The organism is Gammaproteobacteria bacterium, from assembly GCA_013214945.1.
Taxonomy (GTDB): Bacteria; Pseudomonadota; Gammaproteobacteria; order Enterobacterales; family Psychrobiaceae; genus Psychrobium.
This window is the reverse complement of sequence record JABSRT010000024.1, coordinates 55,899-70,978: the sequence shown is the minus strand read 5'-3', so window position 1 is coordinate 70,978 and position 15,080 is coordinate 55,899. Positions and strand designations below refer to the sequence as shown.

General features: G+C 40.4%; 11 protein-coding genes. 4 read left to right on the top strand and 7 right to left on the bottom strand.

Going from position 1 to position 15,080, the window contains the following annotated elements:
* Window positions 1-91 precede the first annotated feature (91 nt).
* Together HRU23_16820 and HRU23_16815 are read left to right on the top strand one after the other, a co-directional pair.
* Entirely contained in the window at window positions 92-823 is a 732-nt protein-coding gene (locus HRU23_16820) for an alanyl-tRNA editing protein (protein ID NRA55803.1), read from the top strand.
* 67 nt (window positions 824-890) lie between these two features.
* Window positions 891-1,742, top strand: coding sequence for a DMT family transporter (locus tag HRU23_16815; protein ID NRA55802.1), 852 nt, complete (start codon window positions 891-893; stop codon window positions 1,740-1,742).
* A gap of 46 nt (window positions 1,743-1,788) precedes the next feature.
* On the opposite strand, the gene HRU23_16810 is transcribed toward HRU23_16815, so the two are convergent.
* The 4 genes from HRU23_16810 to aldA all read right to left on the bottom strand — a co-directional run bounded on the left by HRU23_16810 (window position 1,789) and on the right by aldA (window position 7,103).
* Window positions 1,789-2,526 carry a helix-turn-helix domain-containing protein gene (locus HRU23_16810; GenBank protein NRA55801.1) on the bottom strand — a complete coding sequence of 246 codons (738 nt, stop codon included), beginning with the start codon at window positions 2,524-2,526 and terminating at the stop codon, window positions 1,789-1,791.
* A 194-nt stretch (window positions 2,527-2,720) separates the two neighbouring features.
* Window positions 2,721-4,343 (bottom strand): GMC family oxidoreductase N-terminal domain-containing protein, encoded by a 1,623-nt coding sequence (locus HRU23_16805; protein NRA55800.1) that lies wholly within the window; start codon window positions 4,341-4,343, stop codon window positions 2,721-2,723.
* Between the two features lie 2 nt (window positions 4,344-4,345).
* The gene (locus HRU23_16800) at window positions 4,346-5,587 is read right to left on the bottom strand and encodes a mandelate racemase/muconate lactonizing enzyme family protein (GenBank protein ID NRA55799.1); all 1,242 of its coding nucleotides are present in this window, start codon (window positions 5,585-5,587) and stop codon (window positions 4,346-4,348) included.
* A 91-nt stretch (window positions 5,588-5,678) separates the two neighbouring features.
* Window positions 5,679-7,103 carry an aldehyde dehydrogenase gene (aldA, locus tag HRU23_16795; protein NRA55798.1) on the bottom strand — a complete coding sequence of 475 codons (1,425 nt, stop codon included), beginning with the start codon at window positions 7,101-7,103 and terminating at the stop codon, window positions 5,679-5,681.
* 305 nt (window positions 7,104-7,408) lie between these two features.
* Here aldA and HRU23_16790 point away from each other — a divergent pair, with 305 nt between their 5' ends.
* On the top strand, window positions 7,409-8,170 hold the full coding sequence (locus tag HRU23_16790) for an IclR family transcriptional regulator (GenBank protein ID NRA55797.1): 762 nt from the start codon (window positions 7,409-7,411) through the stop codon (window positions 8,168-8,170).
* 163 nt (window positions 8,171-8,333) lie between these two features.
* Here the strand turns inward: HRU23_16790 and HRU23_16785 are convergent, their stop codons facing one another.
* Both HRU23_16785 and HRU23_16780 read right to left on the bottom strand, forming a co-directional pair.
* Window positions 8,334-10,796: an EAL domain-containing protein gene (locus HRU23_16785; GenBank protein NRA55796.1), complete on the bottom strand. Its 2,463-nt coding sequence runs from the start codon at window positions 10,794-10,796 to the stop codon at window positions 8,334-8,336.
* On the bottom strand, window positions 10,793-11,914 hold the full coding sequence (locus HRU23_16780) for a substrate-binding domain-containing protein (protein NRA55795.1): 1,122 nt from the start codon (window positions 11,912-11,914) through the stop codon (window positions 10,793-10,795). The genes HRU23_16785 and HRU23_16780 overlap by 4 nt, the downstream gene beginning before the upstream one ends.
* 152 nt (window positions 11,915-12,066) lie before the next feature.
* Between HRU23_16780 and HRU23_16775 the strand changes: the two genes are divergently transcribed.
* Entirely contained in the window at window positions 12,067-13,116 is a 1,050-nt protein-coding gene (locus HRU23_16775; GenBank protein NRA55794.1) for a substrate-binding domain-containing protein, read from the top strand.
* An 827-nt stretch (window positions 13,117-13,943) separates the two neighbouring features.
* On the opposite strand, the gene HRU23_16770 is transcribed toward HRU23_16775, so the two are convergent.
* Complete coding sequence (locus HRU23_16770; protein NRA55793.1) at window positions 13,944-15,077, bottom strand: alginate lyase family protein; 1,134 nt, start codon at window positions 15,075-15,077, stop codon at window positions 13,944-13,946.
* Window positions 15,078-15,080: the final 3 nt, after the last annotated feature.

The following is a 15,080-nucleotide window of genomic DNA, read 5'->3' as shown; positions in this document are numbered from 1 at the left end:
TAATTAATCCTATATCAAGAGTACAATAATGCCTATATCAAATATCACTTTAAAAACTTATCAACCGTTACAGATTTGGAGCTAACCGATGGTGACACAAGCACGATATCTTAAAGACTCTCTGATGAGTAAAAATCGAGCCAAGATTACAGCTTTGATTGCCATGGACGATGCCATCGCTGTGTATTGCGACACTACTATTTTTTATCCTCAAGGTGGCGGGCAACCATGCGACTTAGGAGAGCTGGTTGTAGAAGGTCAAACCTATGAAATTCGCCATGTTGAGCAAACGGACCAAGGCATTGCTCACATTGTTAATTTCAATCACAATTTAATGGCTGAAATTGACAAGGAAGTAATTCAACTCATTGATTATCCAAGACGGATTACAAATTCACGTTTACATTCCGCGGGCCATTTAATATCTCATATTCTGGAGGTAATGGACCATAATTTAACCCCAATCAAAGGGCATCATTTTTTAGCGGGTTCGTTTGTTGAAATGCTTGAGTTAGAACGAACAAGTATGTCTTTTTCGGTTGAAAGTGTTAACCAAGAAATTAATAGAATTATTGGACAAGCTAGGCAGGTTTCAGTTATTGAAGTGAGTTTTGATCAAATGAATAAACTTAGGCCATTGCTCGCTCCGTTTATTCCGGTTAGTCCATATATTCGAATGTTACAAGTTGATGGCTACATCCCCGTGCCTTGTGGGGGCACTCATATCAGCAATACCCAAGAACTTTCAGGTTTACATGTCACTAAAATTAAAAGAAAAAAAGACCGTATCAAGCTAAGTTATTCATTGAAAAAAGCCGTTTAAATAACCACAAAATTCTATTCCGATAATCAATACAATAATGAACAGTTGTAATTTAGAGAGTTAAGCAATGAGTAAATATAAGGAAATTATCGCATTCTGTTTTTTATTTTCGATATCCTTTGTCTTTATGTCACACGTGGTTAAAACAGTTGATCCCGTATTATCTACTTTGATTACTTATGGCTTTGCGGCACTGTTTTTCATTTTGATAAATATTAAGAGTTTTAATGAGTTAACTTTAATCGCTAAAAGTAATATTAACGAGATTATCAAAATCAACATATCGACATTAATTAATACTTTCTTAGCCTTCTATGTAATGCTTTACGTCAGTCCGATTGTTTATATCATTGTGTTTTTCTCGGGCTTATCTTTCTTTTCAATATTGGGTAAATTTGACGGAAATAAACTCAAACTCAGTTTGAGCTTGGCTGTATTTATATTTTCAATCATGACATCTATTGTCATTGCTGATGGCACTATTGCTAATACAACAATCGGGATAATATTAACCTTAGTTTCAACCTTCTTTGCTTTGTTATATATGAAAGAGACGGGAAAATTACACCAGAATTTAGGCGTGACTATTTCACAAATATTAGCGCTTAGGTTTTTCTTGGTTATTGTACTTTGTGGAAGTTATAGTCTGTGCCGCTCTTCATTTTTAACGCTAGAGTCTTCAGAGCTATTGTTATTAATGGCTATTTCTATAGTTGGCAGCATTATTCCATTATTTTTAATGCAGGGCGCCATTAAAAAATTGGGCGCAGCGCTTACTGCCCAGTTTACGACTTTCACCCCAGTTATATGTCTAACTTTTATGGTATTGGTTGATGGCGCATCGTTCTCAACCTTTGAGATTTTTGCTATATGTGCAATGACTCTGTTACTTTTCATTCAAGCCAAGTACATTCATTGAGTGATGTTTTACATCGAATATAGTGCCAAATAAGGCAAAGGCTGCTCTAGCTTAATAGGTTTACGTAATGTTTTATCTGCCTTAACAGAACTTTTAGTTCATTTTTGTAATCAGCACGAAATTGACTTTCGCTGAGTCGATCACCAATTCGCCAGTAGATGGTATAAAAAAGCAGTTTCATCATCTTCTCGCGAACCTCAAGCAGTTCAACACTATTGCCCGGCGCTGAATAGGCGTCGAAAAACGTTTGGTAAGATTGAGTCATTCGAGTGAAGTTATTTAGCATTAGATGCTGGTCGGCCTCGATCAACGTTAAGCCGCTGTTGCTTTGCACAATCTTCATTTGATCGCTGTGCTTAATGCAATCTTCGATCAATGCGGTGATTTCATCGATAAAATTATTACCATCAGTTTTTGGTTGCTCCTCTTGGTATACCGGTAACCAGCGAGCCGAAAGTTTATAGCCAAGCCCTCGCACCGTGATAATGAAATCGTCAATCGCTAATGTTTTTAATAAGCTGCGTGCTTTGAATATATATTTATTAGCAACAATGTTGTCGGGACTATCTTGCATATGAAATTGAGATTTAGATTCTCGGATAATCTGGCCAATTTCCTCATAGGTAATAATGTCATCATTGAGACTAAAGAATCGAAAGAATATGGAAAATAAAGCCGGATCTTGTAAAAAAGCATGGCGAGATGTGCAAGATAATATCGATTTATTAGTGTCTAGCGTTAAAATTTGCAAGCTATCTATATTTTTGTAGGTCTTTATGGGCAAAGCTTGTTCCTTATTTTACCGACTTGCTTAACGTGGCTAGCTTAACGTGGTAACGCAGTAGCCAGACGATAAAGTAAAACTCTGATAAATACAATTAAATCAGATTATTAGTGACCATTTCTATTATTTTTGGCAGCGCTGAGAATATGAGGAATGTAATAATAAGCCTAGGTTCTAGCAAAAACTTTATCAGCTTAGTAATTAGATATTTGATCATGCAGCACCATTTCGGCGCCCTTCTCTGCAACCATCATGACAGGGGCATTAATATTGCCTGAGGTGATACTTGGGAAAATAGAAGCGTCAATCACCCGTAGATTGGTGACGCCATAGACGCGCAGTCGTTCATCAACAACGGCTGATTGCGGATCGGGTCCCATGGCGCAAGAGCCACATAGGTGGTAGATAGAACCGGAATTTTCTCGAAAGTATTGCAACATGCTAGCTTCATCAGTAACCGCGCCAGCTGGATAAACTTCTTCTTCGGTAATCGCCTTTAGCGCTGGGGCCTGCATAATTTTACGGATAAGTTTATTACCCTGAATAACTTCCGCAATATCTTTCTCGGTTGACAGGTAGTTAGGTTTAATCAATGCCGGTTCGCAAGGATCAGCGGAAGCTAACTCGATAACTCCTTTACTCGTTGGCCGACATGCATTAAAAGCAACCACAAAGCCCGAATATGGCTCGGGTTTTAGGGCTGCATTTGGGTTTTGAGGTATGTGGTAGGACATGGGATTAAAATACAGCTGTATGTTGGGCAACGCCTCACTTTCTTCGCCCTTAAAAAAGCCACCAGCTTGATTAACACTCATTGATAGCGGCCCAGTACGGTTAATTAAATATTGTAATCCGGCTTTTGCTTGGCCAAACAATGTACCAAGTTCATCGTTTAGGGTCTTGATGTTAGCGCGGTAATAGTAACTAACACAGAGATGATCTTGCAGATTTTTGCCCACTTGAGGTGAGTTTTGTACCATAGAAATCGAATGTTTCGCGAGTAGCTCTTTGTCACCGATGCCAGATAATTGTAGTAATTTTGGTGAATCGACGGCGCCAGCAGCGAGTATAATTTCGCGTTTAGCAACCAGAGTTTCAAGTTGATTGTTATGACGAATTAAGACTGATGACGCTGCTTTGTGCTGATTAAATAGTATTTTTTCAACAGCACTGTTTCGCTGAATATGAAGATTAGCACGTTCAAGCGCAGGTTTTAGGTAAGCAGTATTACTTGAATCACGCATGCCTTGGCGAACATTAACCTCGTAAATACCCGCGCCTTCAAATTGCTCACTGTTAAAGTCATCATTTATTTTATAACCAAGCTCGGTGGCCCCTTTAAGGTAACAATCACAAAGACTGTGCGCGCGATCTTTCATTGGCGTAATCGCCATCTTGCCATGCGAGCAGCGATATTTAGTATCACCGTCAGGATGTTGCTCGAGCCGTTTAAAATACGGCAAGACCTCTTCGTAAGACCAGCCCTTGTTGCCCGCATCGGCCCACGCATTAAAATCAGCGGCTTGGCCTCGTACATAAATCATGGCATTGATAGAACCTGATCCTCCTTGTACTTTTCCCCGCGGGGCGTAGAGTTTTCGGCCATTCATCGCCTTTTCAGGCTCGCTATAATACATATAATTATATTGGGGGTTGTAATAGGTTTTACCAAAACCAACCGGCAGTTTGATCCAAGGGCTGGTATCTTTGCCACCCGCTTCAATAATTAATACCGAAAACTCACCTGATTCACTCAAGCGATCAGCCAAAATACATCCGGCAGAGCCAGCGCCGACAATAATGAAATCGTATTCCATATTTAAACCTTTGCTTGTGCTTTAGATTTCCAATGTGTGCTCGATTGCTGTTGATAGTCGTAGGGCTTAGAGTCCATCGACAGGTGAAGCTTTTTGCCGGTATAAGGCGACTGGGATTTAACGACTTCCATGTTTAATTCAATGCCCAGCCCAGGTTTGTCTGATGGGATAATATAGCCGTCTTGCCACACAATTTTCTCTTGCAGCACTTGCGCATGGAAACCACCCCAGGTCATGATACTTTCTTGGATCAGGAAATTTGGGGTTGCTGTGGCCAGTTGTATGCTTGCTGCCGCACCAACTGGGCCATTGTATAAATGAGGGGCAATCTGGACATAGTAAACTTCTGCAATGGCGGCAATCTTTTTTGCTTCTAAAATACCGCCAACCCGTCCTAAATTCATCTGTAAAATAGAAGCGGCGCCATGCTTTAAAACATCGTGAAACTCATACTTAGTTGTTAAACGTTCACCGGTCGCCACTGGAATAGTTGTTTTCCTTGCAACTTGCGCCATCGCAGCGGCTTGCCCCGGAGGAACCGGCTCTTCAAACCATAATGGGTCGAAGGGTTCTAGGCGCTTTGCCAAGCGCACAGCAGACGCGGGAGTCATTTGGCCATGAGTACCAAAAAGAAGATCGCAATTATTGCCGACTGCTTGGCGGATCCTTTGACAAAACATTGCTGATTTATCAAGCGCCTCTAGTGAGATTTGATGGCCAGAATAGGCGCTATACGGCCCTGCGGGATCAAACTTTAACGCGGTAAAACCCAGTTCCATATTCTCAATCGCACACTCAACCGCCAACTCAACGTTATCGTAGTCGTAAGCACCCGCCTTATTTTTAGGATACAAATAGGTGTAAGAACGTAGTTTGTGGTTAACTTTGCCGCCGATCAGCTCATAAACTGGTTTATTTGCTGCTTTACCGATGATGTCCCAACAAGCCATTTCTAATCCGCTGACCACGCCCATCATGGTCAAGTCAGGACGTTGGGTAAAACCACTCGAGTAAGCCTCACGAAAAAATCGTTCAATGTGATGAGGATCGTAGCCTTTGAGGTAGCGTTCAAAAACATCGGCGATTGCAGATTCCATCACTGTTGGGTGGAAGGTCGCCGCGTAGACTTCTCCTATTCCCTGAATACCACAGTCGGTTCTGATACTAACAAATATCCAATACATGCCGCCAATATGCGGCGGCGGTGTTGCGACAATATAGGTTTCGCAATGAACGACTTTCATAGTTTATCCTTAGCTACTGGCAATCTTTTTTATTATCGATCGTTAATATTGATAGTTATTATTACTAAGTTTAAGTTACTGGGTATTGATGTTAATAGTTAAGCACCACGAGTCGTGTTTGGGTGTATTGCAACATGCCATGTTTGCCATCATCGCCACCGAGTCCTGAACGTTTCCATCCGGCATGAAATCCTTGATAAGGATCGGCCGGGGTGCGATTGATATAAACTTCGCCGGCTTCAATATTATTGGCCACTTTCATCGCAGTACGATAGTTTTCGGTATAAATAACCGATGCCAACCCAAATTGATGATCATTGGCCAGCGCCAGTGCTTCGTCGCACGTACTGTATTTGATGATCGGTAATACTGGACCGAATATTTCTTCTTGAACAATTTCCATATCTTGACGGCAATTGGTTAATAGCGTTGGCGGATAAAAATAGCCCGGGCCTTGAGGAATATAACCACCGACGTCCAAAGTAGCACCGTCGTCAATTGCACGTTCGACCATTTGGTGAATATTAAGCCGTGCATTTTCGTTTACTAATGGCCCCATAAAATTGGCGTTAACGCCGCGATCGCCAAATTGTTGTTCACTCATGTATTTACGCAGCAGAGGCACAAATTCGTCATAAATATCTTGGTGTACATAAACGCGTTCAATCGCAGTACAAAGCTGGCCACAATTGCTGGTTTTGGAACCCACAATTTCTTGCGCCGCTTTATCAAGATCAGCATCGGCTTCGACAATTGCAGGTGTTTTACCCCCAAGTTCGAGCGATGATTTGGCGATATTCACTTGTGAGTACTCGAGTACTTTACGCCCAGCGCCCACGCTACCAGTCAATGTAATCATGCCAACTTTAGGATGAGTACAAACGACTTCAGCCACACGATGATCCATCGTCAATATGTTTACGACGCCATCAGGAATACCCGCGGCTTGTATCGCTTTAGCAATAACAAAGGCCGAGCATGGCGTATTATTGCTTGGCCGTACAATGACGGTATTGCCGGTAATTAACGCGGGGGCTATTTTTCGCAGCAAGGTATACACGGGGAAGTTAAATGGAATAAGGCAGCTAATTACCCCAATAGGTTCACGCTGCAGTAACAGGGTTTCTGACGGGGTATCACTGGGAATTATCTCGCCCTCGATCCGCCGCGCCCATTCGGCATGATAACGAGTAATATCAGCCGCATATACTGCTTCATTAGTCGCGTCTTCGACACTTTTACCCGATTCTTGCGCCAAGACTTGGCCAATTTCATCTTTATATTCGAGCAAAGATTTTGTCAAACGGTGCAGGTATGTCGCACGTTCAATGCTGGTTAATTTTCGCCATTTTGTCTGAGCCTTGGCCGCAACATTGACAGCATTAACGGCATCATCAGCGGTTGCAACTGCGACCTTAGCAATCAGTTCGCCATTGGTCGGGTTATAAACCGGGATCGTCGCACGATTGTCAGAGCTAATAAATTCGTTGTTGACAAAGTTATGTTCCGTTCTCATCAATGTTGCCTTTTTGTTAAGATAATTTATCTTAAAAGGCTTTTTTATCACCGTCAATTGGTTTCATATTTAAAAATATCATTTCATATATGGAATATAGTAGGATAATAAAACAGCGTTATTTGCTTAATCTATTTGCACGCGTTTTTTAAAACACGTTATCGCTCGCACTTGGCTATTGTGGCGTAGTTTAGGGATCAGAGACTGCGGTTAGCGTGTGATTATTGATAATACTTATCATCACAAGCCAATTTTTTCATATCAAATAAACGTTTTTCCATATACAGAAACAGGAGTTTTAGCGCATGACAACAATCGAGAAATCAAAGGCCCCTGCGGTAGACAATAGCGTGATGATCCTTGATTTACTTGCCGCTTCAACCTACCCGCTAACGCTGTCCGAAATTTGTCAACAAACCGGTATTGCCAGTGCTAGCGGCCACCGCATTATTAATGTGTTGCTCGATCATCAAATGGTGGCCATTGACCATAGCCGAAAAAAATCTTATTGCATTGGGTCCAAGATTTTTCAAATTGCATCAACGATATATAATAAGCAGAGTATCATTGCGTTTTTTTATCCGATTGCTGAAATATTAAAAAATCAAATTCACAAATCTATTTTTCTCAGTGTGCCTGTGGGGAATAAAGCCGTGGTTGTGTCTAAGCTAGAGTCATCGCTTAACACTGCTTTTAATATTTTCATTGGCCAAACCATGCCTTTGCATCTGTCGGCATCAGGCAAGGCTATCCTTTCAATGCGCCCAATAGAATTTCAACAGAGTTATTTTCAAGCTGAGTTAAACTCGGATCCTGTGCTGACACAAGATTTGGATCAGATAAAACAAGATTTAGAACGCGCTAAAAGATTGGGTTATTCAGTTAGCCATGATGAGTTTGACAGTAAAGTAAGCTGTATTTCAGCCCCTATTCTTAATATGCGCAATGAACCGGTTGCAGCTATTAGCGCTGAAATTAGCAATGAGATATTAACCGCTCAAGATGCCAGAGATTACGCTAAAAATTTGGTTCAAGCTGCTCGTCAGTTATCGTCACGTATGCAATAGCGCTGCAATTAATGAGATTGGTATTGGTCTATAGTGCTTAGCAAAACAAAGTAAAACCATCCAGATCAATGTAGAAGTATGTACGAGGAACAAATCGGTATAATAAAACCGCTAAAATTACCTATTTAGCGGTTTTATCTCTATCTGAAGCAACGGTCTAATTTTATTCCGGCTTATTATCTATTAGGTACTCAATCCAGTTATCGACAGGCAGAGGTCTAGAAAAAAAGTACCCTTGGGCACGATGGCAACCTATTTCCAGTAATGTATCGACGTGGCTCTGGGTTTCTACACCTTCGGCGATGACTGATGAATCTAATATTTGTGCCAGTTTTAATACCGCGCTAACTATCTCAAAATCAAGTTTGGAAGTGTTAACATCTTCGATAAAGCTACGGTCGAGTTTAATGCAGTCTACTGAAAGATTTTTTAACACCGACAGTGACGAGTAACCCGTTCCAAAATCATCAATTGCTATTTTATAACCTTGAGCTCTTAGCGTTTCTATCGTTTGTACACAGGTTCCAAAATCACGCATCATATCTCTTTCTGTAATTTCCAGCAGTAGCTGATGCGGCTCACAATCGGTTTGATCAAGAATGGTTTTAAGCTGCTCAGCCAGATCTAACATGTAGAACATTCGAGCTGAAAAGTTAACCGAAAAAACAATACCGTCTAAATCAATACCAGCTTGTTGCCATTGGGTAATTAGCATTGCAACTTTTCTAAACACCCATTTGTCTATATCGATGATCAGATCAGATTTTTCAGCGACCTCAAGAAAATCAACCGGAGGTAACAGTCCAAACTTTGGATGTTGCCAGCGGATTAACGCTTCAGCCCCGACCACCTTTTGAGTATGAAGATTAACTTTGGGTTGGAAAAACACCACAAGTTCATCGTTTTTAATCGCTTGATGCAGTCCTACATTGGTTTCAATTATATCTTTAATCTCTAGCGTCATTCTATCGGCATAAATACAGTACTGATCTTTGCCATTTCGCTTCGCGTAGTACATCGCCGTGTCTGCATTTCGGATAAGTGTTTCATCATCCCTGCCATGTTGCGGAAACTGACACACACCAATACTCGCGGAAACGATGATGGTCTTATCGTGAATATGATAAGGCTTGCGAAGCGCTTTGTTTATCCGCTCTGAAATTATTTCTCCGCTATTTAGGTTTTCAGCTCCACAAATAACGATCATAAATTCATCCCCGCCCATTCTAGCCACAAAGCCAATGTCACCGACAATATCTATCAATATCTTGGACACATTGACGAGTAAGTTATCGCCAGCTGTATGGCCCAAAGAATCATTGATGGTTTTAAATTCATCAATATCTAGATAGATCAGTAAAAACGATAAATTTTGCTCTTGTGCTTTAACAATATTGCTATTTAATCTCTTCGTGGCTAACAGCCTGTTTGCCAATCCTGTTAACGGATCATGGTGAGCAAGAAAATCAAAATTTTTCTTTTCGTCGTTCAGCGCTAAATATGCCTCAGATAAACGCAGCGACATTTGATTGTAAGCATTTTCAATATGGCTCCATTCATCTGTGCGCCCTAAGTTTATTGGCTTGTTTACCCCGGTAGATTCGAGTCTTTCAAATCCTTCCTTAAGGTCATCAAGCGGTTTTCGAATGTGGCGCTTAACCACTAAGCTAACGAGTAACACAGACAAAAGAAATGCCAATAAACTAATGCTAATTGCATTGACTCGTGATTGACTTATTTCTTTCTCGAGTTGTTCTGTTAGCTCTACCGCTTGCTGATGAACTCGAGCTTCGGTCCGTTCAACCATCATTAAAAGTTCATCTTGAGCATTGACTAACGCAGCCATCACCAACCAACGTTGCTCTAGATTCGCACGAATGCGTCTTAGGGCAGCGTTATACTGACGAACAGTGCGTTTCATCCGTTTTTTCTGAGTTTTAACTTGAGTAGTGTCAATATCAACGTTTTCAAGATGTAACAAAAAAATGTCCAGTTCTTTTTCAATTTCAATGATCAGAACTTTTTCCGTTTCTGGCGTTATTCGGCTGTGAATATTGCCCACCATTTTACCCGCGGTCAAAAACGCTTCTCTTAACATGCTGATTAAATCAAGTTCATTATTATATCGCATGTAATTAGAATCATGGATATGTTGGAGTTTCCTTTCACTAATATTCAATTCTAATGTATCGAGTTGCGTGGCAAGCTTATCATCGATTTTCTGACTTTGTTTCAGAATACGATTAAGTGCCAACGAGCTGCCTAAAAACCGATGAAAATTATCAATAAAAGCATCCATCTTATTCGAAAAGTCACGATTAGTTGACAATTCACGGAGTTTTTGAAGTTGTAAATCGATGTAAAATGCTTCTTCAGACAGTGTCGTTTCACTGAACAAGAAAGTTTGTTCTAACAACTTGACTCTAGATGTCAGAATAAAAACTCGTCGACTTATTTCCGAGTTTGCAGTTAACACTTCAACATGTTCAGATGCTTGAGTTTTGAGGGTATATTCTACGAAATCTAACGATCTGATAACCATAAATATGGCCGAGCTGACAATCGCCACAGAAAGTAAATTCGATAAAATTAGTCGCTGAATAATGGTCACTCGACTGAATCTCATTGGCTTTCCCAGATATTTAAATATGCTTTTCGGTAACCATTTTGTGGGTCATAGATGATGCTACCTTTCTGATTAATCAGATCATGGACATTGTTTGGTGTCACCAAGTGAACTGGCGCCGAGTAACCACTAGGCGGTTGTTCGTTAAACGCTCGATTAAGTTCGTCTATTATCTGCCAACCTTGCAAATAAAGAGGCTCGGGCACTGTTGCTAATTGAAATTTGTCTTGATTGATTCGTTTATACGCAGCCTTGCTACCGTCCCCCGCTGAAATGTTATATGGAATATTTTTACCTTGCTCCATCCTAGATTCTAATGAAGGAATAGCGTAATCAATATACAGATCATTAATCGTTAATATATGAGTAATGTCTTGATCATATGTTTGCCACAGATGGGTGAATGTATTTGGCATTTCTTCTGCAATTTTATCTAACGGCAGTGGTTTTAACTCTAACACCGTGCATGTATGGCAGCGTTTAATCGTATCGACCATCACCCTAGCCTTTAGTGAGGCAATTTTGTAATTAGGATCACTAAATACTATAACTTTTGCTTTGCCGTTTGAATCAACAATGGCCAATAACGCAGCAACTTCAGCAACATCAAAAGGATCGGTAGTAATGTTCATGTACAACCCAAGTTCAACACTACCTCCAGCAAGTTCTGTCGCATGCCAACCAATGACAACTATTCCCAAACTTTGAGCCAGTTTTAGCGTTTTTTTGTGCCTTTGCGCGTCAATCCCGCCAAGTACAATAGCATCAGGTTTAAAGCCGATGGCTTTTCTTAATGCTGCGCCTTGACGCACTTCAGAGCCCCGGCCATCAATAAACCTTAAATGCCAATCAAGGTTAGATATCGCTTCAGACATTCCCTTACCAACGCCGTAAACACCACCATTGCGAAGATCTTGTGCTATAAAAATAATATTTCGGTCGTGAACTATTTTAGGCCCTTGAGTAGGGCCGTCCCAAACTGTATTTTTTTCAACAGCTTGCTCTACCTTCTGTTGAGCAAAATCAAAGAAATCGTCATCATGACTATGAACAAAAGAGGATGAAATAATGCTGAAGAAAAGCACTGACAAGGCTCGTATTAAAGGTTTTATTTTCATTGTAATTTAAGTACTAATTCTTATTGTTGCTATATAATATTACTATTATAGGCTAACATCTGAATACAATTTATTAAAAGATGGTTCTAATGGCTAATCACAATTATAAATTATCATTTAGCGTGTTAATATTAGCGCTAATTGCCCTACCAATGCATGTCGCTGCTGACGAATTAAGCAATAATGCAACTAGTACACATCTGCAAAAATCGGGTAAGCTCGACCTTTTTCAGCAAACAGTTAATGCGCCGCCTAAGCCGCTAGAACAATTAAACATCAAAGCGCCGGTTCGCATTGCAGTCATTTATCCAAGTGCCGACATTTCTGATTTTTGGATCCGCAATTATACGGCGATGACTAAACGATTATCGGCGCTAAAGCTTCCTTTTGAAGTCGATGAATATACGTCAAGGCAAATAGAACATTCATTGCAGACACAGCACACACAAACGGTCTTGAACGCAAAAAAACCATACGATTTCGTTATTTTTGGTCCCTCTGAGCTTGCTCTGCAAGCTGACAACATCCAAAAGCTTGCTGCATCTGACGTGTTCAAAACCTTTATTTGGGCCTTTCATACCCCTAACCCTAGTTGGAAACATCAACCTGATGGATGGTTTGATTTCTCCAGTTCAATGGGCGCAGAAGTGCTATGTGATTACGTGGTTAAGCGCCTTGGTGAAGATGTCAATTTTGCGGTCAACAGAGGCATACCTGGCATTACCGACACGCAACGTTCTCAGGGCTTTATCGATTGTGTGGAAGAAAAAGGTGGCTGGTTAAGTATGTATGAGCATTTTGGGCAATACCAAAAACTCGGCGGCGCAGACGGTGTCAGGCTATTTCTTGATAACTTCCCTGAAGTTAAAATGATTCACAATGCCAACACGGCAATGACTATAGGCGCTGTTGATGCTTTACGAGAAGCCAATAAATTAGCTGAAATTTTTGTGACTGGTTGGGGCGGCACAGCTAAAGAAATCGAAAAGATAAAATTGGGTGAATTAGACGCGACTCCAATGAGAATAAGTGACGACTTAGGTGTAGCAACGGCTGAATCTATCAAATATTATATCGACAATAGAGAGTCGGAAGTGCCACTTATTTATCTAGGAAGAATCATCGCTGTTCATAGTGAAATGAGCCATAGTGAACTAAATACCTTAACGGGCAAAGCATTTAGATACTCAGGCATCAAGTAATTGTTAGTGTCAATTATAAGCTCGATTAGTCAGGTGGTAGCTAATTGTGGGGACTTTGATCCAATATCACCTCTAATCAGATGGCCAGTTTTAGTTGACCATTTCAATAGGCATCAATTCACACGATGGAAGTTGCGCTAAAGCTTTTGATGAAAACAGGCTGGCAAACGTTAATACTAATAAGGCACTAATTAAATTGTAAAATGGAGGTTTGATAGACGTAGATAGGGTGCAGTTCACCACAGTAAATTCCTTGTTAGATAATCCTTCCTCTAAATAATATGAAAATATCAAATTTGATATAAGCACTTGATAAGAGGTAATATTTGACGGGGTTATACTGAAAAATACTATCTAAGCAAGGAGGTCATGTATAAATTAACAACATAACGAACAAAAAACACCCAAGCCATAGTCTGTACAAAAGGCTTATTTAACGAAACCGTGTATTCGTTCCTGAAGTTGTTAAAAACAAAATAATCCATTTCGTTGATCCATATAAACAACACCTATTAACTTGCTGATATGGGCACCAAGCTAGCAGTAAATAATTTGATGTGAATTATGATGCAGCCTCAACTTACCATTAACAGTTGTTAACGTTAAAACTCTCGATTCTCTATTTACAGCCATGCGTACTGATATGTAAGTCTATTAATCATCAGTCATTTTTATTAATTTGTTGCGTCCAGTCACCAACAACCTCATCGAACGGATTACCAAAGCATTGGTCAGGCACTATAGAGTCAACTGGTCTCACCACCAGTTTAGACCTGATTACTTGCTCATTTTATTGTATGAATTAAATGAGCAAGCAACAGAGTAGCTCAATCGAGTTTTAAACCATAATAGTGACTGATATCACCACCTAAAGTCGTGCTAGCCAGCCGAGAGTTGCATTGCTGGCGTTGCTGTTTTAGTCGTGTAAAAAAAGCGTCATTATTGTGTTGCACATTATGGGCATAGATTTCCATCCACGCACTGCGGTTGCAGTTAAATGCACTCTTGTCAGAAAAAATTGTCGTATCATTGAGCACTAACTCAACCAAATTAGCCAACGCACCATTGTTGTATTGGTAAGGTGAATAAGCAGGGCTCATCATCTCCTGATTTCGTAGCATTAACTCACTTAAGCCCACCAGCGGTGCTACTGCATATAGATGATAATGGTAGGCTCTACTGCCACGCGCCATTTCTAGTGGCAGCGTGCCATTCGCCTGAATTTGATCTAAACCTATAGTCAATCCCTGCTGCGCCCAATTGAATAATTCAGAATCATTCAGAATCACAGAAGCACTCCCTAAATAAAATGAATCCCAGTATCTATGGTTGTTATTTCGGGTATTAGGCCCGGCTATACCGCCGTAAAAATATAATACCGAGTCGCTTAATTGCCGCATCCACTCGTAAGTAACACTGCCTAATAACGGTAATTCAATGCCCTCAGCATACTTAATTTTATTAAAAGATTGGGCTACAACTCCCAAGATTTCACCAGTTTTATGATAACCAACACTACTTAAATGAGTGCCAGTCATTGCCCCCGCCTCTGACCAGTACGTGATATGCCGGTTGACACATTGCGCGATTTCAGGGCTCTCAGTCGGTGTTTTACTATAACGATCAGCAAGTTTAACTAATGTTTTACTATAATTTTTCAGTGTAGCCATCTCATTATCATAAATAACTTTTTTCTCAGGATCGATAATACAACGGCACGGTGTGTCTTGATAAATGCTCGTTGATTCAAATGTTATTATTGGCTCAATCATGCTTGGACAGCTAAAGCTTACATTATCAAGGGACTGATTTTCATGTTTCCAGCGCTGACGCGCAGTATGAGAATCAAATGTTAAACCAGAGATAATTTCTGCACCAGCAACTGGAGCCGACCAGCTTACACTATTGAAAACGATTGATATTATGACAAAGTTTTTGCTAAAAGAAGGGAAGTTTTTCATTTT

What these genes read in the sequence shown, in the direction of transcription:
- HRU23_16800 (NRA55799.1), bottom strand. Translation starts at nt 5,587, where the DNA reads ATGAAAGTCGTTCATTGCGAAACCTATATTGTCGCAACACCGCCGCCG.
- HRU23_16805 (NRA55800.1), bottom strand. Translation starts at nt 4,343, where the DNA reads ATGGAATACGATTTCATTATTGTCGGCGCTGGCTCTGCCGGATGTATT.
- HRU23_16785 (NRA55796.1), bottom strand. Translation starts at nt 10,796, where the DNA reads ATGAGATTCAGTCGAGTGACCATTATTCAGCGACTAATTTTATCGAAT.
- aldA (NRA55798.1), bottom strand. Translation starts at nt 7,103, where the DNA reads ATGAGAACGGAACATAACTTTGTCAACAACGAATTTATTAGCTCTGAC.
- HRU23_16770 (NRA55793.1), bottom strand. Translation starts at nt 15,077, where the DNA reads ATGAAAAACTTCCCTTCTTTTAGCAAAAACTTTGTCATAATATCAATC.
- HRU23_16780 (NRA55795.1), bottom strand. Translation starts at nt 11,914, where the DNA reads ATGAAAATAAAACCTTTAATACGAGCCTTGTCAGTGCTTTTCTTCAGC.
- HRU23_16815 (NRA55802.1), top strand. Translation starts at nt 891, where the DNA reads ATGAGTAAATATAAGGAAATTATCGCATTCTGTTTTTTATTTTCGATA.
- HRU23_16775 (NRA55794.1), top strand. Translation starts at nt 12,067, where the DNA reads ATGCATGTCGCTGCTGACGAATTAAGCAATAATGCAACTAGTACACAT.
- HRU23_16790 (NRA55797.1), top strand. Translation starts at nt 7,409, where the DNA reads ATGACAACAATCGAGAAATCAAAGGCCCCTGCGGTAGACAATAGCGTG.